This is a genomic window from Vibrio sp. 3-2(1) (assembly GCF_963887575.1).
GTDB classification, from domain to species: Bacteria; Pseudomonadota; Gammaproteobacteria; order Enterobacterales; family Vibrionaceae; genus Vibrio; species Vibrio anguillarum.
On sequence record NZ_CAWPGB010000044.1, the window covers coordinates 97,680 to 116,595 of the forward strand.

An 18,916-nucleotide genomic window follows, 5' to 3' on the forward strand; every position below is an offset into this window, starting at 1 on the left:
TTAACGCTCCGTTAATTCTGGCCATAATAAGGCCAAGTTCAAATGCTCTTCAATCGCATCCGCAATGCGGTTAATGGCTTGTTCTTTTTGCGCCACATGATCGTAATAACTTATATCAGCGGCACCAGCCCAGCGACAGATAAGCTCAGTTGCAGGAAAACTATCAAAAATTCCGTGCATGTAAGTCCCCAACACTTGCTGGCAATCACTTAATAAACCGTCACGGTTGCCATTGTCTAACGTGATGATTGCTGAGGATGATGCATCATCGAGCGTTGTGCGTCCAACGTGGATCTCGTAGCCTGAGACCTTCGCTTTACCTTGCGGTAAAATAAGCTCGCCTTGAACATTCCTGAGCGTTTTTTCAGCGGTGAGTTCTGTACTGACGTCCAACAACCCCAGCCCTTCACTTTCGCCCGCTTCACCTTCAACGCCGAGTGGGTCGCGAATTACCCGACCTAACATTTGGTAACCACCACAAATGCCCATCACTTTGCCTCCGAAACGCAAGTGACGTTTGATATCCTGATCCCAACCTTGCGAGCGAAGATACGCAAGATCGTCCCTTACAGATTTACTGCCCGGAAGCAGAATCAGATCCGCATTTTCGATCCGTTCACCCTTTCCCACATAACGTAAGTCAACATCAGGATTTAAACGCAACGCATCAAAATCAGTATGGTTACTAATGCGAGTCAACACTGGCACCACAATATTCAATTTACTGTTGCTGCTGAGGGTTTGCGCTTGAGTGATCGCATCTTCAGCTTCTAAATCAAAGCCATGTAAATAAGGCAGCACACCAATAACGGGTTTACCCGTTTTTGCTTCTAACCAATCAAGGCCAGATTGCAGTAACGCAATATCACCTCGAAAGCGGTTAATCACAAACCCTTTTACACGTAGCTGTTCCGATTCAGAAAGCAGTGCTAACGTGCCATACAGATGAGCAAATACACCGCCTCTATCAATATCGGCAATGATAATTACAGGTACATCGGCCGCTTCAGCAAACCCCATGTTAGCAATGTCGTTTTCGCGTAGGTTGATTTCAGCCGGGCTTCCCGCCCCTTCAATCATGACACTTTGATACTCGGCTTGTAACCGAGCGTAGGAATCAAGCACAGTATTCATCGCGACTTTCTTATAATCGTGATAACCCGTTGCTTCCATATTAGAGAGCGCTCTGCCTTGCAGGATAACCTGCGCACCCGTGTCTGAATTTGGCTTGAGTAATACAGGGTTCATGTGTACCGATGGCTCAACGCCACACGCTTGAGCCTGAACAGCTTGCGCTCTCCCGATTTCGCCACCATCGGCCGTCACCGCACTATTGAGCGCCATGTTTTGCGGCTTAAAAGGGGCTACTTTTATTCCTCGACGTGCTAACACTCGGCATAAGCCTGCAACTAGTACACTTTTTCCAGCGTCGGAAGTGGTGCCCTGCACCATCAATGACCTTAATGTTGATTCCATATTAACTCTACGATAGGCGTTTGCTGGTAATCATACCGTCACAGCTGCTACTCACTCAATAAAATGAATGGAATATTAATGTTCCGCTCAGAGTGTGTTCAACATCTTAGTGTTTAAATCGCTTCATCAAAACAACAAACCCATAGAGGAATTAAAAATGAAACGTACAACACTAGCCCTAGCAGCTTCGATGATTATTGCTCCTGTTTTCGCTTTTGCAGGTAACCATAACCAAAACAGTAATACCATCAATTACAATGGTCCTATCGAACTTACGTCTGTGGAATCGTTGCTAAAAGACACCAATATGTTTACAGAAAAGCATGTTGTGGTTGAAGGAAAGTTGATTCGTCAAATCAGAAAAGACACATTCGTATTCAGTGATGGCAACGGTGAGATTCAAGTAGAACTGGATGATGACATCCACTTCACAGCGCCACTCAATGCCGAGACTAAGGTTCGTCTTTATGGCGAATATGAAGGAGGACTGACACCTGAAATCGAAGTGGATCAGATCCAAGTTCTATAATCATTACTGTTTATTGCTCTCTTGATGGTAAAACACAAAAAATAAGATGGATTTTTTTGTGAAAATGGCCTGTAATTTGCAGGCCATTGCTGTATCTTATTCAGCTTAATTTTCATCTTTTCAGGACGAAGCGTACATGTATAAAAAAGCGTACTCACTAGGCCTAGTCGGTTTGTCATGCGTTCTTTCTTTCTCTGCGCAAGCTAACAATTTTAATTATAACTTCTTTGAAGTCAGAACCGCTATCAGCCCTGAATCCTCAGGTGCAGAATTTAGTACTTATTTAACCGATAACACACACCTTGTCGCTCGTTACGATTCGAGATTTGACGGAGATTGGGATGCCGCTGGCGGAATTGGCTTTAACGGTCCAATAAACCAATTTGCTGATGTCTACGGACAAATGCTTGTTCACCACATTAGACCTACCGATGAACAGGGTGGCAAAAGCGAAACCCAGTTGGAGTTTAATATTGGCAGCCGGATCTGGTTATCGAGCCAAATTGAAGCCAATATTAAACTGGGTAAGAACGATGAACACTCGGTATTTTGCGCTGGATTACGTTTTCACTCTACTGAACAATTATCGTTAGGAGCTGAAACCAAAAACAACGGCGTTTACGGCCCACAGATCGTCATGAATGTTCGTTTTCAGTTCTAAAACGTAAAACGGCCTTCAGGTTTAAGCGCATGATGCTTCTTCGCTACTTGTGCGCTTCTTTTTACTCTTTGTATCAACAGAATTACCCCACAAATTTGATGTACTCCACGATATCAGATATTTGGAAGCGACTTCTCATATATCAGCGATATACTATGCACTCAATAACTTATATGTGCCGCTATGTTTCGCTCTTTCTATAAATACTTAGCTCAATGGCTATTTGTTAGTGTCGTGCTTGGGGTTGTGCCCTTTCTTTATTTCGTCAAAGAATTCGACAAAGCTCACGAACAAACTGTGCAAATGATCGAACAAAAAAGCCATTCTCAACTCGAATACAATAAGCACGAACTGCTTACTGCGTTTAATGACGTTTACAATTCCACTCAAATATTGTCAAACAACACCATGTTGTACAGCGCATTACGTCTTCCCTCCACCGAAAATATCGAAGCGGTACAGGCGTTTTGGTTATTAGCAGCTCGTATTCAAACCCTTTATTCTCGGCTCAGGCTTTTTGATATAGCGGGTAACGAATTAATTCGCGTGAATCAGAGTAATGGATCAACAGAAGCAGTACCAAGATCACAACTAAAAAACAAATTGCACCGAGACTATTTTCAGTATGCGCAAAACCTTTCCCCAAACCAAATTGGGATCTTCGGTGTTGATAGTGAAAGAGAAGAAGAAAATTATGGTACTACTTCCCAGATAACCGCAGTATTTAGGATTATTGCACCAATAGATTTTGATGGAAAAAGGCAAGGCTATTTTGTAGCAAATCTTAATTTAACCCAGTTGTACAAAAAATTTAACCAGAGGTTAAATTCACTGAGTCGCCCAGACATCATCAGTTTCAAGGGGCAGTATATTCATCATGAAAATGAGATCTTATCTCAACAAGAAAACCCGTCGAAATACCACCTGATGAATGTGAACAGTGTCGCCCCTATACTCTGGAAAAGTATGCAAGAGCAAGCTTCTGGCACGGTATGGGATAACAACTGCTGGTATAGTTTTACTCAAGTTCCTTTGCAATCCATATTCCCAGAAATGGAGCCAATTTACCTAATTCAGTCATTAAATGGTGATGCGCTCAATAAATTGCTTTCTGCCACAGAGCTAAAAATTGGCTTTCAAGCGGTTGGCATCGCGCTATTAGTAATGACGATTGCCGCCGGTTTTATTCGTTGGAACGCAAACCACGATAAAAACAGTATCGAGAGCAAACTGGCTAGGGCGGCGATGAATGGTATGTCCGCTATGGTGATTACCGATCGTAATAACCGCATTATCAAAGTAAACAATGAGTTTACCCGGATCAGCGGCTACACCTTAGCCGAGGTAAGAGGTAAACAACCTTCCGTTTTTTCCTCCGGTAAGCACAATCAAGCTTTTTACATGAATATGTGGAAAGTGCTGCAAGACGAAGGGCTATGGGAAGGTGAAGTCATTAATAAGCGTAAAGATGGCTCAATGCAAACCGAGATCTTACGTATTCAAACCATCCGTGATTCAGACGGAATTATTCAGTTTTATGTGGCCTCCTTTGTTGATATTAGTCATCGCAAAGAGCTAGAAAATCGCCTGCGTGAGCTCAGCGAGAAAGATGCGCTCACCAACATTTGGAACCGCAGGAAATTTGATCAAGAAATGCGTTCAGAATGCTTACGCGTAAAACGTTACCAAGCTCAAGTGCAGTCGTGCTTAGCGATTATTGATATCGACCATTTTAAACGCATTAATGATAAATTAGGCCACGCAGAAGGCGATAAAATCATTCGCTCTGTCGCAACACAATTAAGTGAGCACCTAAGAGAAACGGACTTTTTAGCTCGCATCGGAGGCGAAGAGTTTGCCATCATTATGCCTCATACACCACTGGCAGAAGCTGAGTTGGTCATGCACCGTTTACGAGTAGCCGTTCACTTAAATCATCGTTTAGAAGTGTCGATCAGCGGTGGCATCACTGACATTACAGAAAAACCAGAAGAAGTGTATAAACGGGCCGATATTGCATTGTATGAGTCAAAAGCTTCGGGGCGTAATCTTGTCTCGGTATTGACCAGTGTCGAGATGGAAGAATTTGCTTAACAATTAGCACCATTTAAGTGCATCGAGAAATAAAATGGGTTTATTTTCGTGCAATTATCGCAAACTTAGTTTGTAACGTATTGTTCGCTATCATTTTTACTTTTGGCTTAAAACTTGTACTACTCTCTAATATGGTAAATAGATTGCACATATTTAGGGAGAAATAAGATGCAAGAAACACTAACCGTTGTGTTAGCAGGTGGCGTCGGTTCGCGGCTATCTCCGCTAACTGATGACAGAGCAAAACCGGCTGTACCCTTTGGTGGAAAATATCGAATCATTGATTTTACACTCACCAACTGCCTACACTCAGGGCTGCGAAAGATTTTGGTCCTGACTCAATATAAATCTCATTCATTACAAAAACATTTACGTGATGGCTGGTCTATTTTCAATCCAGAACTCGGCGAATTCATTTCTGTGATCCCCCCGCAGATGAGAAAAGGCGGAAAATGGTACGAAGGAACGGCGGACGCTATCTACCACAATATGTGGCTACTTTCACGCAGTGATGCCAAACACGTCGTTGTTTTATCTGGTGATCATATCTACCGGATGGACTATGCGTCTATGCTCGAAGCTCATAAGCAAAAAAATGCTGCACTGACTATCGCTTGCATGGATGTCCCAAGAGAACAAGCTTCTGCCTTTGGCGTGATGAATGTAGATAATGACTTCAAGATCACCTCATTCATCGAAAAACCAAGTGACCCACCCTCCATGCCCAATAATCCTCATCGCAGCTTAGTTTCTATGGGGATCTACATTTTTGATATGGAAGTATTAAAAAGTGCTTTGGTTCACGATGCAGAACGGGAAAACTCGAGTCACGATTTTGGCAATGACATCATTCCCAAATTGATTGAAAGCCATGCTGTTTATGCGTATGAGTTTTGCGGTGACCGGGGGCGAGTCGCTAAAGATTGTTACTGGCGTGATGTCGGTACACTTGATTCTTTTTATAACGCTAACATGGATTTACTCGAACCCGTTCCACCAATGAACTTATACCAAAAAAACTGGGCCATTCGTACCTACGAAGCGCAATACCCACCTGCGCGCACGGTTTCTTCTGCAACAGGTAACGAAGGTATATTCATTAATTCGATCATTTCAAACGGTGTGATTAACTCTGGAGGTTCTGTACAACACTCCATTATTTCTTCAAACGTCAGAATTGATAATGGTGCAACAGTGGTCGATAGCATTTTATTTGATGATGTTGAAGTCGGCGCAGGGTGTCAGCTCATGAGATGTATTATTGATAAACATGTAAAAATCCCTCCACATACTCAAATTGGCTTAAACCCAGTTGAAGATGCCCAGCGTTTCCGTATTTCAGAAAATGGCATTGTTGTGGTACCCGAAAGTTATCAATTCTAAACCTAGATTTTTTTGCCCACTCAATTTATCCCTCATTAAAATGAAGCCTTAGCACACGCTAAGGCTTCTTACTTTACACTGAGTTCAAAACATACCGATTAATCACGCTCGGTTATGGGCACGTTGTTGCATCCCAAAACCAATTTGACTGAGTCGGTGACTCCCAAACGCCGGGGTTGTTTTTGGCAATAAAACATTTCCCGTTGTAAATCACAACATCGCCAGTTTTCACCTGTGTGGATCCGGGAACCCAAGTAATGACATTGCTAGGATTCGTGGTACCACCGGTATCGCCACCGCCAGTATCTCCACCGTCACTGCCACCAGAAGATAGGTCAGCAAGTGGAAGATCCGGTTGTTCAAACTTGAAGGCGTAATCGACACCATTAATGTTTACGCTGTAATTTGCAGGCCCAGAAATAGGGAGGTAGTAAACCATATCCAACTCATACACGCCGCCTGCGGGCAGAGCTTTCCAGTTCGGCAAACTAAACGCTACGCGGTGCATGACACCGTCTAAGCCACCGACGTTGTTGGCGCGAGTATGGCCAGAAGCAATCACCTTCAAACCACCACCAGATTGGTCTTTAGCATTATCAGGTGCAGATACGGGGATATCAAACTGGAACTCAGTACCACCTGGGATCTCTTGACCTGTGTTGTTAGTAAAGCTGATTTTCGGATTGATTGGGTAGTTTTGATCACCCACCTTAAATCCACCAACGGAGACCGCGATGTCTACAGTTTCACTGGCAATCGTTCCTGTTGCAAGCGTGTTACCATAAGGCGTTGCCGACTTAAACTTGTCATAAATTGCTTTCGTCATGGTATTACCCATGTGGTATTCGCCATTTCCGCTTGCACAAGCTTGCTCTGTTGAATCCACTTGAGTGCGTTGACCATTAGCGTCCAAGACATAACAGTTATAATCGCCCGCTAACTCCCAAAACATGATGCCGCCGATCTCTTTATCGATGACATAATCGGCTTTGGTGTTGATAGACTCTTTATCTTCAGTTGATAAGAACACCCCTTTATCGGCATTCCACAGCCAAGGCGCGACGGCAACGCTGTCATAGTGACGTTGGTAAAGACCGACAAGTTGATCGGCAGGCTCATTCACTGAATCAAGGTTATAAGCTTGGGCGTAAGAGCCCCAAATCCCCTTCTCTAGGTTTTTGGCATGCCACATTGGGTTTGAACCTGCGCCCATCTCGTTTCCTTTCGGATCGGTGTCGTGCCACATGTTGTCAATACCCACCGCGCCGTGGCCACAGTTGTTTTTCTCACCCTCACCAGTGCCCGGAGCACATTCAGCTTGGTTAGGTAATGCCGCTCGCCCCCATAAACCATTCTCTCCACCCGTGACACCTTGCCAGCCACGCGTGTAGTAAGGAACGCCGATGTTGATGCGCCCTGCGGGCATAGAGCCGCGGAAATAGTGATAAGCCCAGTCGGTGTTGAGGTAACCAATACCACCGTATTGAGCCGTACCATATACGTTCCACTGTGCTAACTCTGAATCTTTACCAGTGTCATACAAAGCCGCGTTGTGACCCACGTGATCATTCCATGCGCCGTGTAAGTCATAAGACATGATGTTCACATAATCAAGATACTGAGTGACATCAAACGTCTCCATACCACGCAATAGATAACCAGAAGATGGTGCTGCAATCGTCAGCATGTAATGGTGGCCATCTTGTGCCGATGCTTGATCAAGCTTCTGACGTAGTACCTTCATTAACTCTTGGTACGACGCCCATAAATAAGCACGGCGAGGTTCCATAATCGCTTTATCATCTGGATTACCTGCGCCCGCCATTGAGGTTGGATATTCATAGTCGATATCGACACCATCGAATTGATATTTACGAATCATTTCAACAGCCGATGTTGCAAATTTTTCAATACCAGCGTGGTTGATAGAGCCATCCGCGTTGGTTGTCATCGTATAAAAACCACCATCGGCGACACGGTTGCCTGCCGTATCAAAGTGCCCGCCAGTTTCAGCCCAGCCTCCGATAGAAATTAAGGTCTTAACATCAAATTTTTTCTTCGCTGTTGCCAACGCACCAAAATGACCTTTAAAGCCTAATGCAGGATCAATCTCAACCCCTGGCCACTCTTTGCCCACTGCCGCATTATTGGGATCGTTCACATCGCCTACATTCACTTTGCCATCGGAACCTATGCTGACGAAGGCATAGTTAATGTGCGTGAGCTGCTCCCACGGGATGTCTTTTACAAGGTAAGCCGATTGCGGATCATCACCCGCACGCCAACTGGTGAAATAACCGATAACACGACGTGGATGATCCGCCCCCATGATCTCACGACCTTCCGCATCGTAAACAGTGCAATAAGGTACATTCACACCTTCGGTTTGATATAAACCATCAGGACGACAATTATTAGCTATTGGCGCGCCATTGACTGTTAAAGTCGCTAACGTGGAATCTGTCGTCGCACCAAGGTTATCAGTGGCGCGTGCAAACACCGCCAAGTTACCCGCTTTTGTCGCGGTGTATTCTAAGGTATACGGAGCACTAACAGCTGTTCCAACCAGCGTTCCCGCAACGAAGAAATCAACTTTATCGACGCTTCCATCAGTATCAGCAGCGTTTGCGGTTAAGGTGACTAAAGCCCCCACGTCAACGGAGACCGCAGAGAGCGTAATATCAACAGTTGGAGCCTGGTTGCCTGGTTGTTGTGCCTCTTTCACCGTTAAGGTCGTTGCACTTTTCACGCTGGCATCACCTTTATCATCGATGGCTACAACACTGAATTCATGCTGACCAGCGGTTGCGACCCACGTGGCTTTATAAGGTGCCGTGGTGACTATACCCACAATTGCACCATCGACAGAAAACTCGACTCGAGCAACGCTGCCGTCACTATCGGTTGCGTTCGCACTTAATATTACGGTATCACCGACAGCAATCACATCTGCTGCGGAAGGTGAAGAGAGATTCGCGGTCGGTAGCAGGTTCTCACCACCGGAAGTGGCGCAAACATCCAACACTTTCCACTGGGCATAATCACCGGAAAAGTTGGCTGGATCGTTACCTTGAGTCCAATAGTTAGCTTGGTAGGCGGTACCACTGTGCTGAACCTTGTTACCGCCAGTATAAACTTTTGACGATTCCCAAGGGCTTAGTGTCGTGCAATCAACGGCTGCATAGCTGTTAAAAGCCATCAAGCAAGAGGCCGTTAAAGTGCTCAGTGTAAAAACACCCTTTGCCACTGTCCTGTTGTTTAAATGCATAGCTGCTCATTCCTTAAGTTATTGTTTCACTATAAAAAGCCTCGTATCAAGAAGAAACCAGACTTTAATTCTCACGTGAAACAACTGTAGGACAGAGCGATAAATAAGCACCTCAATTTGTTCAAATATCAAAAATCACTCGCAACAAGTTGCACTATTTCTGCAAAAGAGGCATCGTTATTTTGCATCAACAACTAATTATTGGTTAATTTTCCGATTCTAAAAAAAGCGCCGAAATCAGAACAATGTACGGACTGCCTGCCGGTTATTTAACTTACACACTATCAAAAAGAGCAAAAAATATGCAACAACACTAATTGTTACAAAAATGTAGAGTTTAACTTTATGCGCGATTTCTAACGCTGTACTCCTCTTGGGGTTTCATTAAAATGTCGCTTATATTCTCGACTAAACTGAGATGCGCTGGCATAACCAACTAAGCGAGCGGCATCGTTCACACGCTTGCCTTCCACACGAATCAGCTCTTTCGCTCTGTTAAGCCTGACTTTTTTTAAATATTGTAAAGGAGATTCTAACGTCACCAGCCTAAAGGCGTGGTGAAACGCCGAAACACTCATATTGGCTTCTTCGGCGAGCAACTGAACGGTAATGGACTGATCATATTCTTGATGTACTTTACTCAACGCTTTGGCTATCCGGGCGTAGTGCCCTTCTTGATGAGCGAGATCAAAAAGCACATAACCGTGCTCGCTGGTTAATGCCCGAAACACAATCTCCTCGACTAAGCTTTCGCCAAGCACTTTAGCTTCAAGATCATCAACCAATGCAGACATCAAACGAATCGCACTTGCTTGCATCTTTGCGCCCATTTCTACTGATTTCAGCCCGCATTTTGATTTGTCTATGCAATCAGATAAAAAACCAGAAGCCTCAAGTCGATCAACCTGCTTAAGGAGAAGTGAGTGATCGATATTAATAGTCAAGCCCAATAACGGTTCACTTTCAGACGCAAAAGCTTCGCACTCAAGTGGTAAAGGTACCCCAACAACCAAGTAATCATTAGGGCCATAATTTACGGGTTGGCTACCAATATGAATGCGTTTATGTCCTTGCCCCAATAATATGATACCGGATTGATACACAAGGGGTTGTCTACCATTACCGCGGCTGCTGCGATAAAACAATACGCTCGGCACTGCCGTTTGGTGAATACCTTCCAAATGATCTAAAGATTGTTTTTCAATGTATTGCTGCATCAGTTGCGCCAGTTTACTCATAATGCCCCCTTATCAAAACTGAAGGAAGAATACGACAATTAGAGAATTAGGCAATTAATTTCGAGAAATTGGTCTATATTGACTGGATAATTAATACTAATATGCACATCGTAAAACACTGCCTTGGAGGCGCCGCCTCCTTTTCTATAAGCAAAGGTGAGAATAATGAAATTTACTTATGTTAACCCTACTCTAATTCACTTCGGCCAAGGCCAAATCTCGGCAATCAGTCAGGCGATTCCAACTGACCAAAAAGTACTGGTGATCTACGGTGGCGGTTCGATCAAAAAAAATGGTGTTTATGACCAAGTCGTGAGTGCACTCACTGACCACCAATGGGTCGAGTTTTCAGGTGTAGAAGCAAACCCAACCAAAGAAACCTTAGATAAAGCGGTTGCTATCGTCAAAGAACAGGACATCGACTTTATTCTTGCCGTGGGTGGTGGTTCGGTTATCGATGGTTCAAAATACGTTGCCGCGGCGGCTAAGTATGATGGGGATGGCTGGGACATCATGGTGGGTAAACATCAAGTTACTGAAGCTACGCCTATCGGTGCAATTCTGACTCTGCCTGCAACCGGTTCTGAATCCAACATGGGCGCGGTCATTACCAAAGCACAAACACAAGACAAACTGGCCTTTATGGCTCCAGCGGTACAGCCTAAGTTCGCAGTGCTTGATCCAGATGTAATGAAATCACTGCCTGAGCGCCAGTTGATCAACGGTATTGTTGATGCTTGGGTACACGTCTGTGAGCAATATTTAACCTTGCCAACCAATGCGATGGTTCAAGACGGCTATGCCGAAACTTTACTTAAAAACTTGCTGGTATTGGGTCAACAATATGACCAGCGTGATAATGATGGATGGCGAGCAAACCTGATGTGGACAGCGAACCAAGCACTAAATGGCCTGATCGGTACTGGCGTTCCACAAGATTGGGCGACTCATATGATTGGTCACGAGTTCACCGCATTATGGCATGTTGATCACGCCCGTTCGCTAGCGATTGTGCAGCCTTCCCTACTGCGCAATCAACTTGAGAACAAACGCGCGAAACTTGAGCAAATGGGCAAAAATGTCTTTGGACTCAATCAAACTAGCGATCTTGCCTTACGCACAATCGATGCGATTGAAGCCTTCTACCACAGCTTGAATGTTCCAACCCAGTTTGCGGATCATAATAGCAGTAAGCAAGCGGCCATAGACGCAGTTATCGCTCAACTGAACGCACATGGAATGCTTGTTTTGGGTGAACAGCAAGCCATCACGCTTGAAAAATCACGGGAAATTTTGGAACAAGCTATCATTTAGCCTCATTTTTTAGACGAGTGAATAGTGATTTCCACATTCCAATAGCATAGATTCAGCTACATCAAGCAGCGCAATTGAGCGCTGCTTTTTTTGTACTTTTTTTGTATTGGATACTTTATGTAGCGGCCTTTCATTACCATGCCAGCATTATCAAACTGATCCACCACCTAAAATTGAAAAACTAATAACGACTTTTAAAGTCATCCTTTTCTAAACCATGTTTTTTCATTCGTAAGTAGAGCTTTTTACGCGGTACTTGCAGATAATTTGCGGCATCAGCGACGCGACCAGAATGGAGAAATAATGCATCTTCAATAATTTGCTTTTCGTAATCATCCACCAATTCATCAAGCGGTGATAAAAGATCAGACTGATTGTACAAACGCTCTTTTCCCGTCAGTTTTACAATACCTATCGCATATAATTCAGCTACATTTCTCAGCTCTCGTACATTTCCCGGCCATTGATGTGCACGCAGTAGCGACAAATAACTCAGTTCTACCGCTGGCAAAGGTTTCGCCAATTTATTACAACTCTGCTTGAGAAAATAATGGAACAAAGTAGCGATATCATCGGGACGATGTCGAAGTACAGGCACCTCTATCACGCCTTGGTTTAGCAAATAATAGAGTTCTGGCTGCAACCGATTAGCCGTAATCAAGGCTTCAGGTTCCGTACCTAAAATAGCAATCACGCGCGTTCGAGCTTTGCTTAGGCGTTCTTGGTTAAGCATCCTCTGAGTCAAATAACGCTGCAATTCTTCAGAAAGTAATTCGATGTGGTCTATTAGCAATGTACCGTTTTCACTTGCATCTAATTTTTGTTCAATCTGTGCGAGCGTGGTCGCTGATGAAACGGTTAATTCCACCAGCGATGAAGCATGATTACCCTGTGTCAGTTGGTGGATGAGATATGCAATAGTATGCCTTCCAACACCCGATTCTCCACAAATAACAACATGACTGTTGAGCATTGAATACTGAGCAACATGGTGGCGAATTTGCCCCATTTGAGCGGATTTTCCGATGAGTTCGCATTTGATTGAGTTGGCCATAGCCGTTTTTTGTTGTACAAAATGACGACGAATATCGAGATTTTTCTTCACTAAGCTCAATAACTCCGCAGGATTGATTGGCTTTTCAAGAAAATCGCATGCCCCTATTTTGACCGCCTCTACCGCCATAGGAATGTCTCCGTGGCCAGTAATGACAATCACAGGAATATGCTCATCAATCGATTTAATCGCTTTAAGCAATTCAATGCCGTTCATTTGTGGCATATAGACATCAAGCAATATCACTCCAGCCCAATCAGAATGGATAAACTCACACGCTTTGGTGGGATTAAGAAGTGCTTTTGACGGCAAATTAGCTATCGACATAAGATGCGAATATGAGTCAAGGACATCTTGGTCATCATCAATCAATAAAACAGAATAATTATGATTCATAAGGCAACTCCAGCACGACCATTGCACCTCGGCTGACTGTCGAGGCAAGATAAATTTGACCCTTTATTTTTCCTATGAGCGAGCGGCAAATATTCAGCCCTAAGCCCAACCCTACTTCTTTGGTCGTGGTAAAGGGCGTAAAGAGTTTTTCAACGACATCATGAGCAAATCCAGCCCCTGAATCGCATACTGCAACAACGTGATGCGTTGGCGTACTCGACAGCAATATCACGTCAACTTTTTTGTGCTCACATCCCACAACCGCTTCACAGCCATTTACCAACAAATTAATCAATACCTGTTCCAAGCCGATTTGATCTGCAATGACTTGAATTGGTTGATGAATATGGCTTTGCAATACTATTTGTTGACGTTTCGCTTTCGTTTCAACCAACAACATAGCCTGACCGATAACATCAGTAATCAAGACAGGGGTAAGGGTTTCATCACTGCTACTTTTACGAGAAAAATGACGTAGCCCATTGATGATTTTGCCCATTCGCTCTGTTAAATGTTCAATATGATCGATGGAATGTCTGATTTGCTCTGTTTTCTTCTGCTCTAAAGCAAGGTTTACGCTATAGAGATAAGTCGACATTGCGCTTAATGGTTGATTCAATTCGTGCGCTAAACTGGTCATCGTTTGCCCGACCACCGCCATTTTAGCGGCTTGTACTAACTCACTTTGTGTTTTTTTAAGATGGTTTTCGGTCCGGTGGTGCTGCTCAATTTCAGCGAGTAACTGATGATTTTTTTCACGTAATGAATGAGTTTTTGCTCGAACTCGCTCTTCTAATAATCGATTAGCGTGCTCTTGATCGGTAACATCCGTAATCGTGATGATAACTTTATCGCTTAAACCGTGGGTATACTTACGTAAATACAAGCGCAAGTAATAAGGTTTATCCACATCGCCTAACGATAGCGTAATGACATCTGCACCATTTTCGATCAACTTAGCCTCTGGGTTAAACAGTGCTTGCAACTGCGATTGAGTTGACGTTGAAAAACAGAGCCAAAAGGCTTTCGGGTCCTCATTCTGGTCTATATTCAAGCGAACACGAGCGCTTAAGTTAGCCGATTCAATATAACCATCCAAATCACAAGTGATTAAACTCGCTTGCGTATTGTTAATCAAACTCAGTGCGTTGGTTCGGTCCATTTCCTCCACTTTTTTACCATACTGAACCAATTTTTCACTGATCCGGCCAATTTCATCTCTGCCGTCTACCACAATAGGGTGTGAAAGATCGTTATGAATGATGGCATCTAAACTGTCGCTAAGGCGGTTAAGTCGGCCCACAATCCGACGATTGATGAAATAGTAAGTCAAAAACAAACTGATAATGATCGATAAGCTAAAGCAGACAAACAGAATACGGTTACCATGAGAAACCAGTTCCGTGGTCTCTTTTTTCGCTTGAACAAACGACTCATCGGCGTTGGCTACCAACATAGCAATATCAGTATGTTGGTGGAGAAGCTGCTGCTGAACTTCAGCTCGAATATCATCAAGCTGGGCATTTAAACGCACCATAGAACGTAAGTTTTGATGGAAAGAGCCATTCAAACTCAATACATCCATTAGCTCACTGAGTAATTGTTGATAGGCGATGGTTGCAGGTTGTGAAAAAATCGGCGCACTCTGTGCGTACAGTTCTTCAAGGCGGTACTGTAGTACTTTCATGCCATTATTCACTTGGCTAATATGCTTAGATTGGATGAGCTCTTTTGCGAACATAAACGTTTGAGCCTCACCATCTAGGATAGACTGGACAGCCCCTAAACTCGCAAACAGCATGTCGCTTTCATTACCTTTCATTTTACGCTCTAGCTGCCACTGTATTTCTTGGCGCAGCGGAGTCAACTCAGAACCAATATCTTGATGTAGCCATTGGATCTGCTCTTGAAGTAACTCAATTTGACGACTTTGATCAATCCGTTGCCCGACCAGAAGACCAAATTGCTCACTAAGATTACGTAGCCGTTGATACCCAGCAAGCAGCCGTTGCTGCTCGCTGTTCAATTCAATCTCGCTTAATATTTTGCTGATCGTCGTTAAATTGTTATCCAAACGTTGCCGTTGCTCATCCAACTCAACTTTGTTACGCGTATTTGAGATGATTTCGATCCGTCTTTTAATTTCCGAACTACTGCTTTCGAGCAGATAACTGGCATTATATTTAGGAACACTTTTATCAAGCAGCTCGCTCACTTGATTATCTAAACTATTCCATGTTCCCCATGCGACGATGCTGACAATCGTCAACAGCAAGGTACTACAAGCAAAGGCCAAAACCAGTCTCGCGCCAATCGTGTTGTATTTCGGAAAAATCATGGCGTATCGACCCGGTCCAAGTTTTTTAGATCGGACAAAGCTTCTTCTAAGGTTAATGCCAACTGCATCTTCCAACGATGCGTCAGTTCCGCTACTTGCATAGAAATGGCGGCGGAGTGTGTCTCATACTGCACATCATCAACACTGATTTTTTGCCATGACTGATATACCACGGCTAACTCTGTTTCGGTCACAGGTAAAGAGAACACTCGAGTTTCAATATTTTCAATGAGCTTCAGAGCTGGTCCATTGTGTGCGTACTTGGTTTTAGCATGATTGATTGCGAGCCAAGTGTCTTTTAACTGAGGTAAGCGTTTGGTAATCGCAATTTCAAACAATAAGTTAACTAACTCCTCACGATGTGTAATGGATGCCATGGACAACTGTGTATATGCCTCATTAAACAGGGATTTATCGTTTATCGCATGTTTAGAAAAATCATTGCTATCCATATTCGTTTGTACCGCTTTTGACATCAATAAATCGATGAATGCCTTCGCATATTGATCATTTTCACGCAGGCTCACTTGGGCGACGTATGTGGGCATTAGGGTAAAACTTTCATCATAGCGAAATTGCACGTGCTCAAATTTTCGTTCTAATATGCTGGCATAGCTATCAATCGTTGGGCCTATCCCAAATTGCCCTTTGGCTACATAATCACTCACACCAAAACTGCGTGAGGAAATTGTCCCTAAATTTGCCCCCACGTTCAGTAAAATCCGCCACCCTTGTTGCCAACCATATTTAGCAAGAATGCTCTCGACCATTAACTGAGTAGTACCCGAACGTGTTGGGGTACTCATCGTGATGTGGTCAAAATAGATAAAATTAGCCAGATCGGTGAACGACGTAGGCGTCGGTAAATGATGTAAGCTGAGATAGTCACGATTCCATACCAAACCAGCGCCAGAATAGCCTATCGTCACGACTTTATCAGTTGGCGGTAACATGTAGGGTTTTAACCATTCTGGTGGTTGCAAATGGGCAGGTAAGGTTGCGAGCTTATTGCTATTTGCTAAATGCTGCATTAAAAAAGGCGATGAGCTCAGCACTACATCAATATTCTGGATATAGCTTTTATTAAGCAGTTGAATACTCGATTGTGCTCTACGGTGGACAACTTGCACATCAACCCCTTGATACTGTTTGCTGAACTCTTCAATAAGAGGTAGCAAGGGTTCACGTGAAAATGTGGTCAGTATGACTAACTCATTCTCTTTTGCATAAGCGGTATTGATAGCCGCCGCTATCGATCCTAGTAGCACCATCCATTTGCACCAGCGTAATAAGGTACAAGAACGGGAAACCGCTTTTAAATCACAAAACCCTAAAAATTGTGCGTTCACTCAAAACTCTACCGTTTAGCTAAAAATAAATTATTAAACATTTGTGTCAGTTATGACGCAAAACAGCGTATTACAATTTCAATTTTATCAGCAAAACATAATTTACCCTTCGCTGAATTCCCATTTTTGACCCATTCACACTCTCAATTTGAGTCATTTCTGCCTCAAATTGGCACTTTTGAGCCCCATACCCATTTGTTTGAAGATGCATTCCGACAACGAAACAACCCTATTTAGTAATAACCCTATTTAGTATTTGATGAATGGAGAGCTCCATGCTTAACTTTTTTAAAACTCGCCCAGATCTACCGCTATCGGATAGCTCTCAGGGCGCAATGCAATCGCGTTTCAAAAGTTTTCAATGGCAAGTATTCTTAGGCTTAGTCTTTGGATACGCCATGTTCTATGTGGTTCGTATGAGTTTAGGCGTCGTTAAAAAACCGATGCTTGATGCGGGCATCGTATCGATAGAAGAACTCGGGATCATGGGATCAGCCTTCTTCTTCACCTACGCATTTGGTAAGTTTTCGAACGGTTTCCTTTCTGACTACGCCAACATCGGCCGATTTATGTCGTTCTCACTACTGCTTTCCGGTGCCACTGCCATATTCATGGGGTTGAACACCACGGCATTCTTCTTTGTGTTACTTTGGGCCGTCAATGGTTGGTTCCAATCGGTGGGTTCTGCGCCTTCTTGCGTCTCGCTTTTCCAATGGTTCTCACCTAAACAACGCGGAAGCCGTTATTCAATTTGGGGAGGATCTCGAAATATCGGCGAAGGCATCACTTGGATCCTAACAGCAACGCTCGTGAGTTATTTAGGCTGGCAAGCAGGTTTCATCGGTGCGGGCATTGCTGCCATCATCGCTGCATTGATTATGTTCTTTGTACTGAAAGATCGTCCGCAGACCTATGGTTTACCTGATGTTGCAACAGCATTTGGTGAAGAGCCCGAGTTCAAAAAAGCCAACGATCCAAAGGAAACACGTCGCGCTCAACTGTTCATTTTGAAGCAGCCGACTGTCTGGCTGATTGCCGCTGCTTGTGCCGCGATGTATATCTCTCGCTATGCGATGTCTTCTTGGGCGGTGTTATACCTACAAGAAACCAAAGGCTATTCACTGATTGATGCTGGTTTTGCAATGTCCACTTACCCTATTGCAGGCCTCGCGGGCGCTATTTTGTCTGGTATCATTTCAGATAAAGTATTCAACGCTAACCGTCATATCCCAACGCTACTTTACGGATTTGCCAACATTGCAGGTATGTGCTTGATGTTCTTCGGCCCCGATAACCGTATGGTAGATGCTGTTGCTCTAGGCTTAATTGGCTTTGCGATTGGTGGGCTTGTCGTATTTCTTGCTGGCCTAACGGCTTGTGACTTAATGCCTAAAAATGCCGTCGGTGCCGTAAAGGGCTTTATTGGTTTGTTCTCTTACTTAGCTGCTTCGGCTCAAGAACTGGTGTCTTCATCACTGATTAAAATGACGGAAGTGGATGGCGTAACCAAATATGACTTTACTCAAGCACAATATTTCTGGTTGGCCGCTGGCGTGATTTCTTTACTGCTTGCGACTACGGTATGGAATGCCAAGAAAGTAACGGATATTGATGCTCCTACGGGCCAGATACTGGAAACGAAACCAAGTCTCTAATCTATAACACCCTTGATACAGGGAGGATAATCCTCCCTGTTATTTTCTTATTTTCATTCTTATTTTCTATATCCAAATCACTTGAAAAATCGACCAAATGTCGGCCGAGAGCAATGGACAAGTGCAATTAGCACCACCATAACTTCAAGTAAAATGGCTAT

At 43.8% G+C, this 18,916-nt stretch carries 12 protein-coding genes; 6 read left to right on the forward strand and 6 right to left on the reverse strand.

Translation table 11 applies throughout. The annotated features are described in order from the left end of the window. On the reverse strand, nt 1–1,476 hold the full coding sequence (locus AACQ79_RS13550) for a cobyric acid synthase (RefSeq protein ID WP_017046412.1): 1,476 nt from the start codon (nt 1,474–1,476) through the stop codon (nt 1–3). 157 nt (nt 1,477–1,633) lie between these two features. Here AACQ79_RS13550 and AACQ79_RS13555 point away from each other — a divergent pair, with 157 nt between their 5' ends. The 4 genes from AACQ79_RS13555 to glgC all read left to right on the forward strand — a co-directional run bounded on the left by AACQ79_RS13555 (nt 1,634) and on the right by glgC (nt 6,143). Then, complete coding sequence (locus tag AACQ79_RS13555) at nt 1,634–2,005, forward strand: YgiW/YdeI family stress tolerance OB fold protein (protein WP_026029118.1); 372 nt, start codon at nt 1,634–1,636, stop codon at nt 2,003–2,005. A 136-nt stretch (nt 2,006–2,141) separates the two neighbouring features. Further along, nucleotides 2,142–2,666, forward strand: a complete 525-nt coding sequence (locus AACQ79_RS13560) for a hypothetical protein (protein ID WP_017046411.1) — start codon at nt 2,142–2,144, stop codon at nt 2,664–2,666. A 183-nt stretch (nt 2,667–2,849) separates the two neighbouring features. Further along, a complete protein-coding gene (locus tag AACQ79_RS13565) occupies nt 2,850–4,760 on the forward strand; it encodes a sensor domain-containing diguanylate cyclase (RefSeq protein WP_170899223.1) in 1,911 nt (636 codons plus the stop codon). 168 nt (nt 4,761–4,928) lie between these two features. Then, nucleotides 4,929–6,143 carry a glucose-1-phosphate adenylyltransferase gene (gene glgC / locus AACQ79_RS13570; RefSeq protein ID WP_170899224.1) on the forward strand — a complete coding sequence of 405 codons (1,215 nt, stop codon included), beginning with the start codon at nt 4,929–4,931 and terminating at the stop codon, nt 6,141–6,143. Between the two features lie 112 nt (nt 6,144–6,255). Here glgC and AACQ79_RS13575 read toward each other — a convergent pair whose 3' ends face one another. Both AACQ79_RS13575 and AACQ79_RS13580 read right to left on the reverse strand, forming a co-directional pair. Next, a complete protein-coding gene (locus tag AACQ79_RS13575) occupies nt 6,256–9,411 on the reverse strand; it encodes a chitinase C-terminal domain-containing protein (RefSeq protein ID WP_170899225.1) in 3,156 nt (1,051 codons plus the stop codon). Between the two features lie 356 nt (nt 9,412–9,767). Further along, nucleotides 9,768–10,649: an AraC family transcriptional regulator gene (locus tag AACQ79_RS13580; protein ID WP_047689683.1), complete on the reverse strand. Its 882-nt coding sequence runs from the start codon at nt 10,647–10,649 to the stop codon at nt 9,768–9,770. Between the two features lie 165 nt (nt 10,650–10,814). Here AACQ79_RS13580 and AACQ79_RS13585 point away from each other — a divergent pair, with 165 nt between their 5' ends. Next, entirely contained in the window at nt 10,815–11,963 is a 1,149-nt protein-coding gene (locus tag AACQ79_RS13585) for an iron-containing alcohol dehydrogenase (RefSeq protein ID WP_026029117.1), read from the forward strand. A 181-nt stretch (nt 11,964–12,144) separates the two neighbouring features. Here the strand turns inward: AACQ79_RS13585 and AACQ79_RS13590 are convergent, their stop codons facing one another. Genes AACQ79_RS13590 through AACQ79_RS13600 form a run of 3 tightly spaced genes read right to left on the reverse strand, consistent with a single transcriptional unit; the run spans nt 12,145 to nt 17,100 of the window. After that, nucleotides 12,145–13,413 (reverse strand): sigma-54-dependent transcriptional regulator, encoded by a 1,269-nt coding sequence (locus AACQ79_RS13590; RefSeq protein WP_013867894.1) that lies wholly within the window; start codon nt 13,411–13,413, stop codon nt 12,145–12,147. Continuing rightward, the gene (locus AACQ79_RS13595) at nt 13,403–15,751 is read right to left on the reverse strand and encodes an ATP-binding protein (protein ID WP_129533034.1); all 2,349 of its coding nucleotides are present in this window, start codon (nt 15,749–15,751) and stop codon (nt 13,403–13,405) included. Before AACQ79_RS13595 ends, AACQ79_RS13590 begins: the two co-directional genes overlap by 11 nt. Next, the gene (locus AACQ79_RS13600; protein ID WP_170899226.1) at nt 15,748–17,100 is read right to left on the reverse strand and encodes an ABC transporter substrate-binding protein; all 1,353 of its coding nucleotides are present in this window, start codon (nt 17,098–17,100) and stop codon (nt 15,748–15,750) included. Before AACQ79_RS13600 ends, AACQ79_RS13595 begins: the two co-directional genes overlap by 4 nt. 275 nt (nt 17,101–17,375) lie before the next feature. On the opposite strand from AACQ79_RS13600, the gene AACQ79_RS13605 reads away from it, so the two are divergent. Continuing rightward, nucleotides 17,376–18,755, forward strand: a complete 1,380-nt coding sequence (locus AACQ79_RS13605; RefSeq protein ID WP_088733419.1) for an MFS transporter — start codon at nt 17,376–17,378, stop codon at nt 18,753–18,755. Nucleotides 18,756–18,916 lie beyond the last annotated feature (161 nt).